This is a genomic window from Enterococcus sp. AMC1251 (assembly GCF_058216535.1).
The window spans coordinates 1,710,559-1,730,813 of record NZ_CM177098.1; the positions used below are offsets into that span (position 1 = coordinate 1,710,559).

General features: G+C 35.7%; 17 protein-coding genes. 13 read left to right on the forward strand and 4 right to left on the reverse strand.

Features of this window, described 5'->3' with window-relative positions; all coding sequences use genetic code 11:
- The first annotated feature begins 120 nt into the window (after positions 1-120).
- The 5 genes from xerC to AC4BBR_RS08035 all read left to right on the forward strand — a co-directional run bounded on the left by xerC (position 121) and on the right by AC4BBR_RS08035 (position 5,034).
- On the forward strand, positions 121-1,020 hold the full coding sequence (gene xerC / locus AC4BBR_RS08015; RefSeq protein WP_490462010.1) for a tyrosine recombinase XerC: 900 nt from the start codon (positions 121-123) through the stop codon (positions 1,018-1,020).
- A 152-nt stretch (positions 1,021-1,172) separates the two neighbouring features.
- A complete protein-coding gene (gene hslV, locus AC4BBR_RS08020; protein WP_034682741.1) occupies positions 1,173-1,721 on the forward strand; it encodes an HslVU peptidase proteolytic subunit in 549 nt (182 codons plus the stop codon).
- Between the two features lie 16 nt (positions 1,722-1,737).
- Positions 1,738-3,141 (forward strand): ATP-dependent protease ATPase subunit HslU, encoded by a 1,404-nt coding sequence (gene hslU, locus AC4BBR_RS08025; protein ID WP_490462011.1) that lies wholly within the window; start codon positions 1,738-1,740, stop codon positions 3,139-3,141.
- 213 nt (positions 3,142-3,354) lie between these two features.
- Positions 3,355-4,146 carry a GTP-sensing pleiotropic transcriptional regulator CodY gene (codY, locus tag AC4BBR_RS08030; protein WP_490462012.1) on the forward strand — a complete coding sequence of 264 codons (792 nt, stop codon included), beginning with the start codon at positions 3,355-3,357 and terminating at the stop codon, positions 4,144-4,146.
- A 12-nt stretch (positions 4,147-4,158) separates the two neighbouring features.
- On the forward strand, positions 4,159-5,034 hold the full coding sequence (locus AC4BBR_RS08035; RefSeq protein WP_490462013.1) for an aldose 1-epimerase family protein: 876 nt from the start codon (positions 4,159-4,161) through the stop codon (positions 5,032-5,034).
- Positions 5,035-5,090: 56 nt separating this feature from the next.
- Here the strand turns inward: AC4BBR_RS08035 and plsY are convergent, their stop codons facing one another.
- The gene (gene plsY / locus AC4BBR_RS08040) at positions 5,091-5,723 is read right to left on the reverse strand and encodes a glycerol-3-phosphate 1-O-acyltransferase PlsY (RefSeq protein WP_490462014.1); all 633 of its coding nucleotides are present in this window, start codon (positions 5,721-5,723) and stop codon (positions 5,091-5,093) included.
- A gap of 116 nt (positions 5,724-5,839) precedes the next feature.
- Between plsY and AC4BBR_RS08045 the strand changes: the two genes are divergently transcribed.
- The 7 genes from AC4BBR_RS08045 to AC4BBR_RS08075 all read left to right on the forward strand — a co-directional run bounded on the left by AC4BBR_RS08045 (position 5,840) and on the right by AC4BBR_RS08075 (position 16,384).
- Complete coding sequence (locus AC4BBR_RS08045) at positions 5,840-6,265, forward strand: CoA-binding protein (protein WP_490462015.1); 426 nt, start codon at positions 5,840-5,842, stop codon at positions 6,263-6,265.
- Positions 6,266-6,388: 123 nt separating this feature from the next.
- On the forward strand, positions 6,389-8,464 hold the full coding sequence (gene parE / locus AC4BBR_RS08050; protein WP_490462016.1) for a DNA topoisomerase IV subunit B: 2,076 nt from the start codon (positions 6,389-6,391) through the stop codon (positions 8,462-8,464).
- A gap of 12 nt (positions 8,465-8,476) precedes the next feature.
- Positions 8,477-10,948 carry a DNA topoisomerase IV subunit A gene (gene parC, locus AC4BBR_RS08055; protein WP_490462017.1) on the forward strand — a complete coding sequence of 824 codons (2,472 nt, stop codon included), beginning with the start codon at positions 8,477-8,479 and terminating at the stop codon, positions 10,946-10,948.
- A 286-nt stretch (positions 10,949-11,234) separates the two neighbouring features.
- Positions 11,235-13,481, forward strand: a complete 2,247-nt coding sequence (gene pflB / locus AC4BBR_RS08060) for a formate C-acetyltransferase (protein ID WP_490462018.1) — start codon at positions 11,235-11,237, stop codon at positions 13,479-13,481.
- Between the two features lie 65 nt (positions 13,482-13,546).
- Positions 13,547-14,311, forward strand: coding sequence for a pyruvate formate-lyase-activating protein (gene pflA / locus AC4BBR_RS08065; RefSeq protein ID WP_490462019.1), 765 nt, complete (start codon positions 13,547-13,549; stop codon positions 14,309-14,311).
- Between the two features lie 96 nt (positions 14,312-14,407).
- Complete coding sequence (locus AC4BBR_RS08070) at positions 14,408-15,334, forward strand: manganese-dependent inorganic pyrophosphatase (RefSeq protein ID WP_490462020.1); 927 nt, start codon at positions 14,408-14,410, stop codon at positions 15,332-15,334.
- Between the two features lie 111 nt (positions 15,335-15,445).
- Positions 15,446-16,384, forward strand: a complete 939-nt coding sequence (locus AC4BBR_RS08075) for a DUF1803 domain-containing protein (RefSeq protein ID WP_490462021.1) — start codon at positions 15,446-15,448, stop codon at positions 16,382-16,384.
- 86 nt (positions 16,385-16,470) lie between these two features.
- Here the strand turns inward: AC4BBR_RS08075 and AC4BBR_RS08080 are convergent, their stop codons facing one another.
- Positions 16,471-17,010: a DUF2179 domain-containing protein gene (locus tag AC4BBR_RS08080; protein WP_490462022.1), complete on the reverse strand. Its 540-nt coding sequence runs from the start codon at positions 17,008-17,010 to the stop codon at positions 16,471-16,473.
- A gap of 207 nt (positions 17,011-17,217) precedes the next feature.
- Between AC4BBR_RS08080 and cls the strand changes: the two genes are divergently transcribed.
- Positions 17,218-18,678, forward strand: coding sequence for a cardiolipin synthase (cls, locus tag AC4BBR_RS08085; RefSeq protein ID WP_490462023.1), 1,461 nt, complete (start codon positions 17,218-17,220; stop codon positions 18,676-18,678).
- Positions 18,679-18,795: 117 nt separating this feature from the next.
- On the opposite strand, the gene AC4BBR_RS08090 is transcribed toward cls, so the two are convergent.
- Both AC4BBR_RS08090 and AC4BBR_RS08095 read right to left on the reverse strand, forming a co-directional pair.
- On the reverse strand, positions 18,796-19,608 hold the full coding sequence (locus tag AC4BBR_RS08090; RefSeq protein WP_490462024.1) for an alpha/beta fold hydrolase: 813 nt from the start codon (positions 19,606-19,608) through the stop codon (positions 18,796-18,798).
- Positions 19,609-19,728: 120 nt separating this feature from the next.
- A complete protein-coding gene (locus AC4BBR_RS08095; protein ID WP_490462025.1) occupies positions 19,729-20,214 on the reverse strand; it encodes a GNAT family N-acetyltransferase in 486 nt (161 codons plus the stop codon).
- Between the last annotated feature and the right edge of the window lie 41 nt (positions 20,215-20,255).

Genomic DNA, 20,255 nt, shown 5'->3' on the forward strand with positions numbered 1-20,255 from the left:
ATAGTCAAATATGAATAAATTGTTACCGAATTTGAAAATATTAATTAAATTCTGACAATTCATTTGTTTTTTTAAAATGGTTATGCTAAAGTTATTTTGTGAATTACTGGAGGAAGATAAATGCAAGAGAAAAACTGGCCGGAGCTATTTTCAAATTATTTAATCGTCGAACGTGGCTATTCTGGAAAAACTAAAATTGCTTATGAAGAAGATATATTCAATTTTTTCGATTTTTTAAAAAATTCGGGAGAAGCTGATTATTTAAGCGTCGATCACTTAGATATTCGTACGTATCTAAGTTTTCTCTATGATAAAGAGTATAGTCGGAATTCTATTAGTCGAAAAATTGCCAGTTTGCGCTCTTTTTATCAATTCTTACTTAAAAATGAAGTCATCAAAGAAAATCCTTTCTCATATGTACACATGAAGAAAAAACAATTACGGCTTCCTCGTTTTTTCTATGAAAAAGAAATGGATATTTTATTCGAAAGTGCCAAAGGATCAAAACCTTTAGAGTTAAGGAATCAAGCATTATTAGAAATTCTTTATGGGACTGGTATTCGAGTAAGTGAATGCACGAACTTAACCTTGCAGGCAATCGATTTTTCTGCAAATGTGTTATTGATTCACGGAAAAGGAAACAAAGATCGGTATGTGCCGTTTGGGTCTTTTGCCCAAGACGCACTAAAGGAGTATCTGGAAAATGGACGAGCTGTGTTGATGGAGAAATATCAACAAGAACATGCCTTTGTTTTTGTTAATCATCACGGTGAGCAAATTACGCCGACAGGAATAGAATACGTTTTAAATCAGCTTATCAAAAAAAGTACGTTAAATAGCGATATTCACCCTCATATGTTGCGCCATACATTTGCGACCCATCTATTGAACAACGGTGCTGACATGCGAACTGTACAAGAACTATTGGGTCATTCTGATTTGTCCACAACTCAGATTTATGCTCATGTAACAAAAGAAAGCTTACAAAAAAATTATCGAACATTTCATCCTCGTGCATAACGAGAGCTTTTAAACATATCTAGATTCACGAGCTAGCCTATCAGGAAAAAGATAAAATATGAATAAGACAAAAAGCATCTCCGTCATTTTTTACTATTTTCCAGTCAAGTCTAAACGAGCTCGTTCATCTTTTAAAAATAGGAGGAACTATAATGGTGGAATCACAATTTCATTCAACAACGATTTGCGCTGTTGAAAAGGACGGAAAGTTTGCGATGGCTGGTGACGGTCAAGTAACAATGGGTGAATCTGTTGTTATGAAAGGAACTGCTAAAAAAGTCCGTAGAATCTATAATGACGAAGTTGTTGTCGGTTTTGCTGGAAGTGTAGCAGATGCATTTACACTAGAAGAAAAATTCGAAGGCAAATTAAACGAATACAATGGCAACTTAACTCGTGCTGCAGTTGAATTGGCACAAGAATGGCGTACGCAGCAATCTATGCAAAAATTAGAAGCAATGTTGATTGTGATGAACGATAAAGAAATGTTGCTTGTCTCAGGAACAGGCGAAGTGATTACACCAGACGATGGTATTTTAGCAATCGGTTCAGGAGGTAACTTTGCATTATCTGCAGCCCGTGCGATGAAACACTATGGAGACAAAGATATGTCTGCTAAGGAGATCGCTAAAAATGCATTGACTATAGCAGCTGATATCTGTGTTTTTACAAATCATAATATTATTGTAGAAGAATTATAAATGGAGGACAACGACCATGAATGAATTAAATAAAACTCCAAAAGAAATCGTCAAAGAATTAGATGACTATATTATTGGGCAGGAAACGGCCAAGAAATCAGTTGCCGTGGCATTAAGAAATAGATACCGACGTTTGCAACTTGAAGAGAAAATGCAGCAAGATGTAACACCTAAAAATATGCTTATGATCGGACCAACAGGAGTCGGAAAAACAGAAATTGCCAGACGCCTTGCAAAAATCGTCAATGCACCTTTTATCAAAGTAGAAGCGACTAAATTCACAGAAGTTGGTTATGTTGGTCGTGATGTAGAATCAATGGTTCGAGATTTAGTTGAACAAGCAATACAAATTGTAGAAAAACAACAATACAGTAGAGTTTACTCTCAAGCTCTAAAAAAAGCGAACAACCGTTTAGTAAAAGTTCTTGTACCAGGGATCAAAAAAGAGCAAAAACAAACATCCAATAATCAATTCGAACAAATGATGCAAATGTTTAATAGTACGCAACAACCTCAAGAATCTCAAGAAGAAGTAACTGAGGAAATCAAAGTAAATCGCAAAACAATTCTTGAGCAATTGGAGAAAGGCGTACTAAACAATCGTGAAGTAACGATTGAAATAGAAGAACCTAAAAAGACAATGCCTGCCATGAATAATGGGATGGAGCAAATGGGGATTGACCTAAACGAAACCTTAGGAGCTTTATCACCTAAGAAAAAAATTGAACGGACCGTCACCGTCAAAGAAGCTCAAGAACTATTAGTAAAAGAAGAATCTGCTAAAATTGTTAAAGATGCGGATATCCATAGTGAAGCAATTCGTTTAGCTGAGAGTAGCGGAATCATTTTCATTGATGAATTTGATAAAATCACATCAAAAAGCCAGCAAAACGCAGGTGAAGTTTCCCGTGAAGGTGTACAACGTGATATTTTACCTATCGTTGAAGGCTCACAAGTCAATACAAAATACGGATCGATCCAAACAGATCATATTTTGTTTATCGCATCCGGTGCGTTCCATTTGTCTAAACCAAGTGATTTGATTCCTGAATTGCAAGGTCGTTTCCCAATTCGTGTCGAGTTAGATGATTTAACAGCTGAGGACTTTGTGCGAATTTTGACTGAGCCAAATAATGCATTGATCAAACAATATATTGCTTTAATCGGGACTGAAAATGTTACTGTAATCTTTACAAAAGAAGCAATCGAACGAATCGCAAATATTGCATTTAATGTTAATCGTGACACGGATAATATCGGAGCTCGTCGCTTGCATACGATTTTAGAACGTTTGTTGGAAGATTTATTATTTGAAGCACCAGAAATGCAAATGGGTGAGATTACCATTACAGAAGCGTATGTGAATGAAAAACTGAATAGCATTGTTCAAAATGAAGATTTAAGCCGTTATATTCTTTAGGATTATCTGGAGTTAAAGCTGAAGGAGTTCTTTCAGTTCTTTCTTTCAAAGCTGCACGAGATTACTCAGCATTGAAATTATCTAGCTTCAAGAGCTAGCCTTTCGGGGAAAAGATAAAAAATAAATGAGACCAAAAGCATTTCAGTTATTTTTTCCTATTTTCCTTTCAAGGCTGAACGAGCTCTTTCAACTTTTAAACTAGGAGGAGTAAAAATGACAACTTTATTAGAGAAAACTCGCCAAATTAATAAGCTTTTACAACAAAAAAATACCTTTGATCAAAAAGCTGAATTACCATACGACAAAATGGCGGTGATTTTAGGTGATGTTTTAGAAAGTAATGCATATATTATCAGTAATGAAGGGATTTTGTTAGGTTATAACGAAAAACTAGACGTTAATAATGCACGTGTAAAGCATATGTTTGAAGAAAAGCGATTCCCGCAAAGCTATACAGATGCTGCTGACAACTTGATCAAAACGGAAGCGAACATTTCAATCACAAGTGATTTAACGGCGTTTCCTGTAGAGCTACGTGAAAAATATCCTTTTGGCTTAACAACAATCGTGCCAATGTTTGGTGCTGGCGAACGTTTAGGAACGATTATTTTAGCGAGAGTCAAACAATCATTTGACGATGAAGATTTGGTTTTGGCTGAATATAGCGCTACAGTTGTTGGTATGCAAATTCTTTATCAACAATCAAGAAATATCGAAGCTAATGTTCGTAGTGCAACAGCAGTGCAAATGGCGCTCAACACTTTATCTTACAGCGAATTAAAAGCGGTTCAAGCGATTTTTAAAGCATTAGATGGTGAAGAAGGCAGATTGACGGCTTCAAGTATTGCCGATGAAATTGGGATTACGCGTTCAGTGATCGTAAATGCATTAAGAAAACTAGAATCTGCTGGTATCATTGAATCAAGATCCTTAGGAATGAAGGGAACGTATCTGAAAGTCTTAAATAAACAATTTATTAAAGAATTGGAAAAAGACAACAACTAGGAGGCAGTGAATATGACTGTAAAAATTGAAAATGAGTTTCTGATTGCAACGATTGCAGAAGATGGTGCTGAATTAGTCAGTTTGAAATCAAAAAAAAATGACATTGAATACATCTGGCAAGGAGATCCAGCTTTTTGGGGGCGTCATGCACCAGTTTTATTTCCAGTTGTTGGACGTTTAAAAGACGATCAATACACATATGAAAATCAAGTATATCCCATGAATCAGCATGGGTTTGCAAGAGATAGTCTTTTTGAGATAATTGAACAGGGTTCTGAGCTAGTATCACTATCATTAAAAAGCAGTAAAGAATCGAAAAAAATATACCCTTTTGATTTTGAATTGATTCTTTCATACGCATTAGAAGAAGATAACTTAGTGGTTAATTACCAAATTGAAAATACTGGCAATGGTGATATGTATTTTTCAATTGGTGGTCATCCTGCATTTAATGTTCCGTTAGAGCAAGGATTGATGTTTAATGATTACTATTTAAGCTTTTCACCCAAAAAATCTCGTACTCAGATTCCATTGGTAGGTCCTTTCGCTGATTTTGAACATAAAACATTAGGTCAAACGAATACTAGTCTTGATATCCGAAGAGAGCTATTCAAAAATGATGCAATTATTTTTGAAACTAAAGGAGTAAACACCTTTACCATTGAAACGGATGAGGGATCTCACAGTATTAGCTTAAGCTACTCTGACATGCCTTATGTAGGGATTTGGTCTCCGTATCCGCAAGAGGCACCATTCGTTTGTATCGAACCATGGTGCGGGATTGCTGACGAAATAAATGCCTCAGGGAACCTCGTTAACAAAATAGGTATCAACAAATTAGCTGCATCAGATGTTTTTAAAACACACTACACACTTACGGCTAAATAAAAAACTAGGGCACGAAGTATCACAAACTTCATGTCCTAGTTTTTTTAACTCTTTACTTAACTTCCTTTTTTAGCTCCTAGCCCGAATGATACTCGGCTTTCGGTTCCTTCTTTGATTCGTTTTATATTATCCTTATGACGGATAAAAATAAAAATCGTCAAAGCCACTGCAATCATTGTCAGTAACCAATCAAATTGCGGCAGAATACCTGGAATGGCAAACGGCAAAATAATCGTAGAAAGCGTGATTAGCACTGCACTAATCATGCTAGTCAAACTTACCATGCTGGTAATATATAACATAATAATAAAAATTAAAGCAGAGTAAACAAAAAATGCTGGATTATAAGCCAAAATCATCCCTGCGCTTGTTGCAACAGCTTTTCCTCCTTTGAAATTTGCAAAAACAGGGAATGTATGTCCCAGAACCGCTGCAACACCAAAAACTAAAGGATTCACATTTAAAGAAAATAAAAGAGGTAAACTTGTTGCTAATGTCCCTTTTAGAATATCCATGAACAACACGGCAATTCCAGCTTTCTTCCCTAAAACTCTAAATGTATTTGTCGTTCCTGTATTGCCGCTGCCAAATTGACGAAGATCTTTTTTAAAAAATAAATTCCCAACCCAAACACCCGAAGGGATAGAACCAAGCAGATACGCTATAATCAATAGTACAAAAAATTTCATTAAGTAACCTCTTTCCGTTCAAACTAGCATTTATTTTATCATGAATAGAAACAGCTAACAATAATTAACTATTCGTTGTATAATGGAATTAAGAGATTTAAGGAAGGATGATTAAAATGTCAGTAGAAAACCCCTCACAAGAAGAGATAGTCGATTATTTAAAACAAGCAAAACGAATTGCGGTTGTTGGACTCAGCGACAAAGAAGACCGAACAAGCTATAAAATAGCTAAACTACTGCAAGAATATGGCTATGAAATCATTCCTGTAAATCCAATTTTAGCTGGACAAGAAATTCTTGGTAAAAAGGTCTACGAGAAATTACAGGATGTACCAGGTCAAATTGACATCGTTGATATATTCCGTCGAAGCGAGTTTTTACCTGAGGTTGCGCAAGATTTCTTAGACACGGATGCAAAAATATTTTGGGCTCAGTTAGGTTTAGAAAGTCAAGAAGCTTATGATATGTTGAAAAAAGCAGGAAGAAATGCTATCATAATGAATCGTTGCATTAAAATTGAATTAGCTGAAATGCCGAAATAGATGCAAAATATCTTAAGAAAGAGTGGCCGTTTAGGAAAGCTCTTTTTTTTTGAGAGCTTTTAGAGTATTATTGTAATGATGTGGCCTTGTGCCCTATAATTCAAGTATAAGGAGTTTTTTTCTTTGGCGAAAAAAGTAAACAATGAATACAATGACGCCTCCATCCAAGTTTTAGAAGGATTGGAAGCTGTACGAAAAAGACCAGGAATGTATATTGGCTCCACAGACAGCCGCGGATTACATCATTTAGTCTACGAGATCGTCGATAACGCAGTTGATGAAGCATTGTCCGGTTATGGAAATGAAATCAGCGTGACGATCCAAAAAGACAATAGCATCAAAATCACTGACTCAGGTCGTGGAATGCCAGTCGGAATGCACGCATCTGGAATTCCCACTGTAGAAGTAATCTTCACGGTTCTTCACGCAGGTGGAAAATTCGGTCAAGGCGGTTATAAAACTTCTGGTGGATTACATGGCGTAGGTGCCAGTGTAGTGAATGCTCTATCTAGCTGGTTAGAAGTACGCATCGTCCGTGATGGTGTTGAATATATGGAACGTTTTGAAAACGGTGGAAAACCCGTTGGAACCTTAAAAAAAGTTGGAAAAACGAATAAAAAGAATGGAACATCTGTAATTTTTCTTCCGGATGACACTATTTTTTCTACGATACATTTTTCATACGATACACTAGCAGAGCGTCTAAGAGAGTCTGCATTTTTATTAAAAGGTGTAAAAATTTCACTAACCGATCTTAGAGGAGAAGAACCAAAAGAAGAGATCTTTCATTATGATGAGGGAATCAAAGAATTCGTCGCCTATCTTAATGAAGAAAAAGACACATTAACACCCGTTGTCTATTTTTCAGGTGAAAAAGATGGGATTGAAGTTGAGCTTTCTTATCAATACAATGATGGTTATTCAGAAAATGTGCTTTCTTTCGTGAACAATGTAAGAACCAAAGATGGTGGTACCCACGAAGTTGGAATGAAGTCTTCAATGACGAAAGCCTACAATGAGTACGCAAGAAAAGTCGGTTTGCTAAAAGAAAAAGATAAAAACCTCGAAGGCAGTGACTTCCGTGAAGGATTAGCAGCAGTACTATCCATCCGCGTTCCGGAAAACTTATTACAATTCGAAGGGCAAACCAAAGAAAAGCTCGGCACGCCAATGGCACGTAATGCAGTGGATAACGTTGTAGGAGAGCAAATGGGCTTTTATCTTCAAGAAAATAGCGAAATGAGCCAACAATTGATTCGTAAGGCAATCAAAGCCCGTGAAGCTCGTGAAGCGGCTCGTAAGGCGCGCGAAGAAAGTCGGAATGGTAAAAAACGGAAAAAAGGAGAATCTCTTTTATCTGGGAAACTAACACCAGCACAATCACGGAATCCAAAGAGAAATGAATTATATTTAGTCGAAGGAGATTCTGCCGGCGGTTCAGCTAAACAAGGTCGAGACAGAAAATTCCAAGCGATATTACCTTTACGAGGTAAAGTGTTAAATACTGAAAAAGCGAAGATGCAGGATATCTTAAAAAATGAAGAAATCAACACGATGATTTATACAATTGGTGCAGGTGTTGGTCCAGAGTTTTCAATTGAAGATTGTAATTACGATAAAATTATCATCATGACCGATGCGGATACCGATGGTGCTCACATCCAAGTCTTGCTACTAACGTTCTTTTATCGTTACATGAAGCCCCTAATCGAAGCAGGCAAAATCTATATTGCGTTACCACCACTTTATAAAGTATCAAAAGGAGTCGGTAAAAAAGCAGTAACAGAATATGCCTGGACAGATGAAGAACTATCTAATGTCACTGAACAAGTTGGCAAAGGCTATATGCTTCAACGATACAAAGGATTAGGGGAAATGAATGCAGATCAGCTTTGGGAGACCACCATGGACCCTGAGACGCGTACTTTGATCCGAGTTAGAATAGATGATGCTGCACAAGCAGAACGTCGTGTAACGACGCTTATGGGCGATAAAGTAGAACCTCGAAGAAAATGGATCGAACGTCATGTTCAGTTCACACTAGAAGAAGATGGCAGTATTTTAGATAGAAAAGATGGGGAGACAGAAATTTCTCCGTCGATTTCAAATGAAGTGCTAGATGAAGAAAAAAAAGAAGAAGCTGAACGTAAAAATGCAGAGGCAGAAGCTGCCGAAATCAGTTTATTCGATTTAGAGTAGGGAGTGACAAATTTGGAAAAACGCCAAGATATTCAAGAACTAACACTTGAAGAAGTAATGGGCGATCGTTTTGGAAGATATTCCAAATATATCATTCAAGAACGGGCCCTACCTGATATTCGTGACGGGTTAAAACCTGTACAACGTAGAATTTTATTTTCCATGAACAAAGATGGCAATACCTTTGAAAAAAGTTTTAGAAAATCTGCAAAGTCTGTCGGAAATATCATGGGGAATTACCATCCCCATGGTGACAGTAGTATATATGAAGCGATGGTTCGTTTAAGTCAGGATTGGAAGCTTCGTGAAGTCTTGATTGAAATGCACGGAAATAACGGAAGCATGGATGGCGATCCGCCAGCGGCTATGCGTTATACCGAAGCTCGCTTATCTGAACTAAGTGGAGAGCTTTTAAAAGATATCGAAAAAGAAACAGTAGATTTCGTATGGAATTTTGATGATACTGAAAAAGAACCGACTGTTTTACCTGCTAAATATCCCAACTTACTCGTGAATGGTTCAACAGGAATCTCCGCAGGATATGCGACCGAGATACCAACACACAATTTAGCTGAGATTATTGATGGTACGATTTATCTGATTGATCACCCAAATGCAACATTAGATAAACTAATGGAATTTATCCCAGGACCAGATTTTCCAACAGGTGGGATTTTACAAGGTAAAGAAGAGATCAAAAAAGCCTATGAAACAGGTAGAGGAAAAGTGATTCTTCGCTCAAAAACAAGAATCGAACCTCTAAAAGGAGGCAAACAACAAATCGTTGTTACTGAAATTCCTTATGAGGTGAACAAAGCGACATTAGTAAAAAAAATGGATGAAGTCCGCTTAAATAAAAAGATCGATGGTATCGCTGAAGTTCGTGATGAAAGTGACCGTACAGGATTACAAATTGCGATTGAACTGAAAAAAGATACAAATGCTGAAGGGATTTTAAACTATCTTTTCAAAAATACTGAGTTACAAATCAATTACAACTTTAATATGGTTGCGATCGATAACATGACACCACAACAAGTTGGACTAAAACGTATTTTAGACAGCTATATTACTCACCGTAAACAAGTAATTACTAACCGAAGCCAATTTGAGTTGAATAAAGCCAAAAAGCGTCAGCACATCGTGGCTGGATTGATCAAAGCCTTATCGATCTTAGACAAAGTAATCGAAACAATTCGTGGTAGTAAAGACAAAAAAGATGCTAAGATGAATTTGGTCAAAGCTTATGCATTTACAGAAGAACAAGCAGAAGCTATCGTTACGTTACAGTTATATCGTTTAACGAACACAGATATCACTCAGCTTGAAAAAGAGGCGGAAGAATTAAATCAACTTGTTTCTGAGTTGACCAAAATTCTAAGTGATGAAAAAGAATTATTTAACGTCATGAAAAAAGAATTACGTGAAGTTAAAAAACAATATGGCAATCCGCGCTTAACCCAAATTGAAGATGAAATCCAAGAAATTAAGATAGATACAAAAGTTCTGATTGCTCAAGAAGATGTCGTTGTAACTGTTACGCATGAAGGGTATATTAAACGTAGTAGTTTACGTTCGTACAGCGCGTCAAAACCAGAAGAGGTTGGCATGAAAGAAGGGGACTTCCTGCTTTATACTGGGGAAGTGAACACCTTAGATCATATTCTACTAATTACGAATAAAGCCAATGTGATTTATCGTCCAGTACATGAACTTCCTGATTTAAGATGGAAAGAAATCGGGGAGCATATTTCACAAGCCATCTTAAATCTCTCAATTGACGAATCGATCATTGCTGTTTATGCCTACAAAGAATTATCTCCAACGAAAACATTTGTTTTCATGACAAAAGAAGGGATGATCAAACAAAGCAAAATGACAGATTTTGAACCTTGGAGAACGTATAAGAGTCGTCCGACGAACTGTATGAAATTAAAATCTGAAACAGATGAAATCGTAAATGTTTATTTAACCAACGAACAAAAAATCTTAGATGTCTTTTTAGTTAGCCATCGTGGGTTTGGTTTACGTTATCCTTTAGAAGAAGTACCCGTTGTTGGTCCTAAAGCAGCTGGGGTTAAAGCTATGAACTTAAAAGAGCAAGATTACGTAGTAAATGGTCTACTCGTTCATGAGGATGGAGACACACCAATTGTAATGTTAACACAACGAGGTAGTATTAAACGAATGTTAGCTCAAGAGTTACCGCAACTCGGGCGGGCAAAACGTGGATTGATGATTCTTAGAGAATTGAAAAAAAATCCTCACCGTGTAACGTTTATGTCTGAAAGTAGTTCGTTAGAATTATTAGTTACAACACAAAGCGGGAAACAATACACCATTGACTCTGAAAAATATCCAATCAATGATCGAACATCTAATGGCTCGTTCATGCTTGATGAAAAGCAAGATGGAGAAATTTTGGAAGTCCATGAAATGTATACGGCAGAATTAGAACCAAAAACAAAAGAAGAATCTAAGTAATATTTTAAACTGTTCTATAGAATTAGAGAAAAGGGCCATCTGTACTAGTACAGATGGCCCTTTTTGTATAACAGATTTCTTACTTCAAAAAGCGATGCAAAACAAGTTAGTTAAACGGATCACAAATTTAAAATACTGCTGTAACAGTATTTCTTTATTATTTTATCTGAATTATAAGTAATTCGTTCAAAAAATAGTAAGGAAAGGCTTGCATAAAATTAGCTATGTGTTATACTAATCACATAAAGCTGTTACAATAGATTTCAGCATACTAAGGAGGCCCACAATGGAGCAATGGAAAGGCTTTAAAGGCGACAAATGGAAAACATCAGTAGATACACGTGACTTTATTCAAAGAAACTACACTGAATACACAGGTGACGATTCTTTCCTAGAGCCAATCGCGCCGAGCACAGACAAATTATGGACGAAATTACAAGAATTATTTGAAGTACAACACGAAAAAAATGGCGTATACGATATGGATACAAATATCCCAGCAACAGTAACCTCACATGAACCAGGGTATTTGATTAAAGAAGAAGAAACAATCGTTGGTTTACAAACAGACGTACCATTGAAACAAGCATTCATGCCTTTTGGCGGTATCAATATGGCCAACAATTCTTTAACTTCAAATGGATACGAAGTGGACGCTGAGATGTCTAAAATCTTTACAGAGTGGAGAAAGACTCACAATCAAGGTGTATTTGATGCTTACACCCCCGAAATGAGATCAGCACGTAAAAACAAAATCATCACAGGTCTTCCAGATGCTTATGGTCGTGGCCGTATTATCGGTGACTACCGTCGTATCGCATTGTACGGTATGGACTTCTTAATTGCTGAAAAGAAAAAAGATTTAAGCAATACTGGTAATAAGGTAATGACAGATGACGTCATTCGTTTAAGAGAAGAAATTTCTGAACAAATCAGAGCAATGGCTGATCTAAAAGAAATGGCTTCAACTTACGGATTTGATATCTCTAAACCAGCTGAAAATGCGAAAGAAGCAATTCAATGGTTATATTTTGGTTACTTAGGTGCCATCAAATCGCAAAATGGTGCAGCAATGTCTATCGGACGTATCTCTGCATTCTTAGATATCTATATCCAACGTGATTTAGAAGCTGGTGTAATCACTGAATTTGAAGCACAAGAAATGATTGACCACTTGATCATGAAATTACGTATGGTTAAATTTGCTCGTACACCAGAATACAATCAATTGTTCTCTGGTTACCCAATCTGGGCAACATTATCAATTGCTGGAATGGGCTTAGACGGTCGTTCATTAGTGACTAAGAGTGATTTCCGTATCTTACACACACTAACAAACATGGGACCATCTCCTGAACCAAACTTAACTGTGTTATATTCTTCACATTTACCAGTTGGATTTAGAACATTTGCATCTAAAATCGCAAAACAAAGTTCATCTATCCAATTTGAAAATGATGACTTATTGCGCGCTAATTGGGGATCTGATGACTGTGCGATTGCTTGTTGTGTATCTGCAACAGTTATGGGTAAAGATATGCAATTCTTCGGTGCTCGTGCGAACTTAGCAAAAGCTGTTCTTTATGCAATCAACGGTGGCGTAGATGAAAAGACTAAAATGCAAGTAGCTCCTAAATTCCGTCCAATGACAGGTGATACTTTGGACTATAACGAATTTATCGATCGTTACAAAGACATTATGGATTGGTTAGCAGAATTATATGTTAATACATTAAACGTTATCCACTATATGCACGATAAATATTCTTACGAAGCAGCGCAATTAGCCTTCATGGAAAGCAACTTACAACGTACATTCGCAACTGGTATTGCGGGGATTTCACATGCAGCTGATTCAGTAATGGCAATCAAACATGGGAACGTCCAAGTAATTCGTGACGAAGATGGATTAGCAATTGACTATGTTCCTCAAAACGAGTTCCCAACTTATGGTAACGACAATGAAGAAGCAGATGCAATGGCTAACTGGATTCTTGAGTACTTCATGACTCAAATCAGACGTCAACATACGTATCGTAATGCTAAACCAACAACATCATTATTAACAATCACGTCAAACGTTGTTTATGGTAAAGCAACTGGGAACTTACCAGACGGACGCCGTGCGGGTAAACCATTAGCACCAGGTGCTAACCCAAGTTATCAAGATGGGAAATTCTTAGGTGAGAAAAATGGTCTTTTAGCATCACTTAACTCAACAGCTAGATTAGATTATACAAGTGCGTTAGATGGTATTTCTAATACGCAAACAATCAACCCTAATGGCTTAGGTAAAGATGATAATACAAGAATAGAAAACTTACGTAACGTAATGGATGGCTACTTTGACAAAGGTGGTTACCACTTGAACGTTAACGTATTCACAAACGAGTTATTATTAGACGCTCAGGCTCATCCAGAAAAATATCCTAACTTAACAATCCGTGTATCTGGATATGCTGTGAAATTCCGTGACTTAACTCCTGAACAACAAGCAGACGTTATCTCTAGAACTTCTCACGATAGACTATAATAAACAAACAACTGAAGGGTTGACCTCGTGTCAGCCCTTTTTTTAAAAGAAAAGGGGAACAAACAATGACAACTCCTGTTATTGGTAGAATCCACTCTACAGAAAATTTCGGGACCGTTGACGGACCCGGTGTTCGTTTCATCGTATTTACACAAGGTTGCCGCATGCGCTGTCAGTTTTGTCATAATCCAGATACATGGAAAATCGGTTCTGGTGGACGCGAAGTTACAACTGATGAAGTTTTAGACGAAGCTATTAAATATCGTTCTTATTGGGGTGATAAAGGTGGAATCACAGTCAGCGGAGGCGAACCTTTACTTCAATTAGAATTTTTAACAGACTTATTTAAAAAAGCAAAAGAAAAGGGAATACATACAACAATCGATACTTGTGGTAAGCCTTTCACAAGGGAAGAACCATTTTTCAGCCAATTTGAAGAACTAATGAACTATACAGACTTATTGTTATTCGATATTAAACATATCGATAACGAGCAACACAAGTTACTTACTTCGTTGGGGAATGAAAATATTCTGGAAATGGCCCAATATCTTTCAGAAATCGGTAAACCTGTTTGGATTCGTCACGTTTTAGTTCCTGAGCGCAGTGATTATGATGACTATTTGATTCGCTTAGACACGTTCATAAAAACATTGAAGAATGTCGATAAAGTGGAAGTGTTACCGTATCACACAATGGGTAAATATAAATGGGATGAGTTAGGTTTAGACTACCCACTTAATGGAATCGAACCGCCCAAAGAAGACCGTGTGGCAAATGCTAAAAAGTTACTTAATGTTAATGACTATCAAGGCTATGCCTCAAAATAGTTTATAAAAATAGAAAAGAGCGACAATTATTGTTGTTTCTTTTCTATTTTTTGTTATTATTAATAATGAAGAAAAAAGAAGGAGTGAATCGTTTTTATGTCAAAAATTCTTGTTTTTGGACACCAAAATCCTGATACAGATGCAATTGGAGCAGCAATCAGCTTTGCCTACTTACAAAAAGAACTAGGGAAGGATACAGAACCAGTTGCTTTAGGAATGCCAAGTGAGGAAACACAATACGCATTAGATTACTTTAACGTAGACACACCAAGAGTTGTTGAAAGCGCTGCTGGAGAAACGAATCAAGTAATGTTAGTCGATCACAATGAATTCCAACAAAGCATCAAGGATATTGCAGATCTAAATATCCTAGCAGTCGTTGATCACCATCGTATCGCTAATTTCGAAACTACCGATCCACTATATTACCGTGCAGAACCTGTTGGTTGTACAAGTACAATCGTTTTAAAACTCTTTAAAGAAAATAATGTCACAGTTCCAAAGCAAATTGCCGGAATGATGGTATCAGCAATTATTTCAGATACCTTATTATTCAAATCGCCAACATGTACACAAGAAGATATTGATGCAGCACATGAACTAGCAGAGATTGCAGAAATCAATTTAGATGGTTATGGGTTAGACATGCTAAAAGCTGGTACAAATTTAAGCGATAAATCTGCTGATACGTTATTAGATTTAGATGCTAAAAGCTTCCCAATGGGGGATAAAAACGTCCGTATCGCGCAAGTCAATACAGTGGATCTGAATGAAGTACTAGATCGCCAAGGGGAACTAGAAGCCGCAATGAATAACGCAAATGCTACAAATAATTATGACTTATTTGTATTGATCATTACAAATATTTTAAATAGTGATTCTGAGCTATTGGTTATTGGAGATTCACTAGAAAAAGTAGAAGCTGCTTTCAACGTGAAATTAGATAATAACCGCGCATTCTTAAATGGTGTTGTTTCTCGTAAAAAGCAAGTTGTTCCCCAATTAACTGAAGCATTCAGTTAGAAAAAAGCTATACACATCTGACTTAGCAACTTAATAAACTACAGGTGGCGTTTTAATTACTCCAGCTGTAGTTTTTATTATAAGGTTAAACAAAGAAAGAGTGACTGAACAATGGAAAATGTAACCTATTATTTTGCATCAAATAACAATGAAGAAGAATTAAATAAAATTGTCTCTGATCCATTGTTTACAAAGGTCGTGAATTACCTTTTAGATCACAAAGAGCAAGAAGTGATTTTACGCCAAATAAAAGCAGCTATTCCAACAGATAGTAATTTAGAATTATACTTAGACAAACTAATCAAATATAATCTACTTGAACGAAAAAACAGAAGATATGATTTAACATTTCCTATTTATACTAATGGAGAATCTTTAAAACTAGCAGATTCAGTAATAAAATCATTTCAAACCCTCTCTCAAGAAAATTCAATAGTAAATGATTATTTCGTCTTTGGCGAATGGCTCTGGTCTTTGTTTTATGAAAAAGAGCAAGATACCTATTTTTTTGGCGTTAAAAATGCTACAGAGAGCTTACCAATTTTCCGTAGAAGGGAAGAGGGAAATGATTCATTGTATTTTGTTTCCGTTTATCCGGATAAACGGATTCCGTTAGATTTGGCAAATTATTTCCATTTGCTTTCAAGGAGACAGGAATTACCTCTACACTTTGAGTCGTTAGAGAATATAATTGGAGATGTAGATATTCATTATTTTATTCCCCAAATCCAAAAAGTGATTCGATCTATCAAACGAAACAAATCGAGAGAAATAAAAAAAAATATTTTTCAAGAGGCGCTACTGGTGACAGGAGATCTGAAAAAAAATGAAAAAAATCAACTCTTTCTTTCAGTTCCAATTATAGAAAGTGATAGGTCTTTTGACGATATTCAACTCATTTTAAACAAACTAAAAACAGAATTGATTCCATTATGGGAAAATATCGAGGATAAAAACCAACGTGTATTCTACAAACAACAGCTATATAGCTGCTTGTTTGTAACGTATTTTTCTAATGACCAGCAATCTATTCGTTATTTCAAGGTTTAATCCACTATAATTTTATTATGTAAACAAAAATAATTAAACGAAACATCGCCTCTTAATTTATGAAAAATGAAGGGACGATGTTTCGTTTAATTATTTCTTTTTCGGACTTTTTTCGTCCAAAAACCGCCAGAGATAAACTTAGGTTCATATGAGATGATAAAAGCTCTGGGTTCTTTTTCATTAATCAGTTTGTACAAACTACGTTCATTTTTACGCGGAGAAAGAATTTCTAAAATCATCCGTTCGCCTTCACGACCTGCACCAAAACTTTGAGTAACACCATACCCATGCTCCCGCAAAATTTCTGGTAAATTCAGTTGTTCAGTGGAAGAAGGAAGGATGGCAGTTACCATGATATAGCCTAGAGCTAAATAATCTTCAATTTTGATCCCCACGCTGATCCCTACTGCATAACCAAGAGCATAGACAACTAAGTTTATCGGATTATCCAAACGATTCAGCACCATACTAAGCCCTAACACATAAATCGTTATCTCAGCCATGCTAACCAAAGGAGCAATTAAACGATAGCCCTTCATTGTCAGCATGAAACGGATCGTATTCAATGTGATATAAGAAAAATTGACCACAAAAATCATAACAAGCATTTTGATATCCATTTCCAATTCATTCCTTTCTTCAGTTAAATATATTAGCATATTATAGTACAACATTATGAGAATTAGAGTAGTGAATGCCAAAATATGTGTAAAAAATTCTTTTAGGTATCAATCGAGTGCATAAGTGCTTTATGTGGTGTTATTGGTTGGATGAATCAGTAGTTTTTGCTATAATTAAAACACTACGTAACTTTAAGGGAGAAATGAAAGCAGATGAGAATTTTTGTCATCATATTATTGGGTTTATTGTTATTAAATACAACTGCAGCACTTATTACTGTTTTTAGAAAACCAAGAAGTATTTCTAGTGTCTTAGCTTGGATTATGACCTTAGTGTTTTTGCCAGGAATTGGATTTGCTATTTATCTGTTTTGCGGTAGAGGCATCAACGGGCAGAAAGTCTTTAATCTAACTGACTATGATAAAGAAAAAATCACTGAGATCAAAAAAATAGTCGATAAAGACAATTTAAAATCTGATGGGAAATTAGATATTAATTTGTTAACTGACGCAAGAGTATTGAATAAATACTTTAGAAATATGGATTCTTCACCACTGAGCAAACGAAACAGTCTAAAAATATATACAGATGGAAAAGAAAAATTCGATGCCTTATTCGAAGATATCCGTCAGGCTAAAGAAACAGTCCATGTTGAATATTATTCCTTTTTCAACGATCATATCGGTAATCAATTTCTAGATTTGTTAGGAGAGAAGGTCAAAGAAGGTGTATCTGTTCATTTGATTTATGACCCTTGGGGATCTCCAGGAGCAAACAAAAAGTTTTTTGCACGATTTGTAGCACTTGGTGGGAAAGTAGCTCCGTTTATTACCTCAAAAAATATGATCAGCAAAACGCGTTTGAACTATCATTTGCATCGTAAAATAGTTGTTATTGACGGGAAGATAGGGTGGACTGGTGGATTTAACGTAGGGGATCAATATCTAGGTGAAAGTAAAAAATTCGGCTATTGGAGAGACACACATATACGCCTGATTGGAACATCCGTTTTCTCATTGCAGGAAATTTTTATTATGGATTGGAACGCTTCTGTAGAACACGATTCACATAAAATGGATTACTTAAAACATTATTTCCAAATTGCTAAAGACAATGAACTAGGGAATCTAGCTTTACAAGTTGTTTCTGATGGACCAGATTCGGAAGAAGAAATATTGAAAAGCGGTTTCATAAAAATGATTTTATCTGCTGAAAAATCGGTCTGGGTGCAAACGCCGTATTTAATTCCTGATGATAGCATGATTAATGCGCTACTGATTGCTGTTCGTTCAGGCATCGATGTACGAATCATGATTCCGTGCATGCCTGACCATCCGTTTATCTATCGTGCAACCCAATATTATGCCAATTATCTACACAAAAGAGGCATCAAAATTTATATGTACGAGAATGGCTTTTTGCATGCTAAAACAATGATCATCGATAATGAAATTTGTATGGTGGGTACAACTAATCAGGATATCAGAAGCTATGCGTTAAATTTTGAAGTAAGCACGTTTATCTATGATACTAAGATTGCGTGGGAACTGACTCAGATATTTGAATTAGACATGAATAAAAGCACTTTGTTAACAGATGAAATAATTCGTAATCAATCACGTTGGCTAAGATTTAAACAAAATTTTTCTCGATTATTATCACCGATATTATAGAGTGGTAAAAAACTTAATAATCGAATGAAGTGAGAAGCTCGCTTATATTCAGATTTTAAGTTTTTTTTACTAGTTAACATAATATACATTATACAAAGTAGTTTTTAAAAACGCTTTTTAAAAACTGTCCTCATATTCTTCAAAAAAACTGCGAATTTTTTTTACAACTTGTTCTCGTTCATCTAACTGTATATTATGTCCTGCGTTTTCAAGTAAAACAAAAGACGCTTTCGAGAATTTATTTTGCTTTGCTAACATATCCTTAAATCCTACAACAACATCTTTTTGACCTAAAATAATCAAGGATTGACAATTGATGTTTCTATCGAAAAGACTTTTTTCGGCTTTAAATACATAACCCGTTTTTTGAAAAGTCTTTTGAAAAACGGGGTCTCCTGCTGAGAGTCCTGAATGAATTTCTGCGATGTAGTTTTCATATCCTTTTTCATTTACGTTTACCACATTAGCTTTGTATTGCTCGAAAAGAATCTTGTTCTCAACGTCAAAATGCTGTACATTTTTTTTAGGTTCTAAAGGTAGTTGCCTATGTTCAGAAATTGCTTTGACAACAGGCGCCAATAAAACCAAATTTTCTACTCTGTTGGGAATCATTTTTACTAATCCCAAGGCTAGATACCCGCCATAAGAATAGCCCAAAATAGAAAATGATTCTTTTCCGATAACAGTAGTTATAAATTTTAATAAATGATATAGTAACTCATCCGCGTTTATTATTTTATCTGGTGCTGGCGACTTCCCCATGCCAGGTAAATCAATGTAAATACGTTTATATTTTTGGAGCTTTAAAGACTCTTCTACTGTTCCTTTTACCCCTCTATGATCAATGGAGAAACCATGAATAATAAGTAGAGGCTTTCCTTCTCCAACAACGTTGTAATAAATCTTTATCTCTCTATTAAAATAGTACATCTTTTATTCCTCCTTCGCTTAACATAATTCAATTCTACTACTTATTAATGAAAAGCTTTTTCATTTTTTATGTCTAGTGGATGCTTACTCATCATAAATCTCCTTCCTTTTGAGTATTCTCTATTGGCTCTGATGTATTCGTTTTGACATGCTAATATCCGTTGGTATAAAACCTGTTTGTTTATATAAATGAATCGCCCCTTTGTTATGAGCAAACACATGTAAATCGATTTGCGACACGTTCATTTCTTTCGCTTTTTCATCTAAACAAGCAATTGTTTGTTTACCGTAACCTAAATTTCTAAACTCTTTAAACACGATAAAATCATAAATAAACAGTTTGGAATCATAAAGAGTTTCATTTAAATGTACCCACAGAAATCCAACATTTTTATTAAATGAATCTTCCTGAATAGAATATAGATATTCATTGTTAGTTTCTTTCCCCTCTGGCAAAAGTTCCTTAAAACTTTTCGTTGCTAAGCTGATTGCCTCGTCCTGATTCCAAGTTCCAGCAGTAATTTTATCTTGCGCATAGTCTTTAATTGCAAATGAAAGATATTTTTCATAATCAACTGCAGTCATTTCTTTTAATATGATCGTCATCAAAATTCCCACCAATTCCAGTTATTTACATAAATGATACC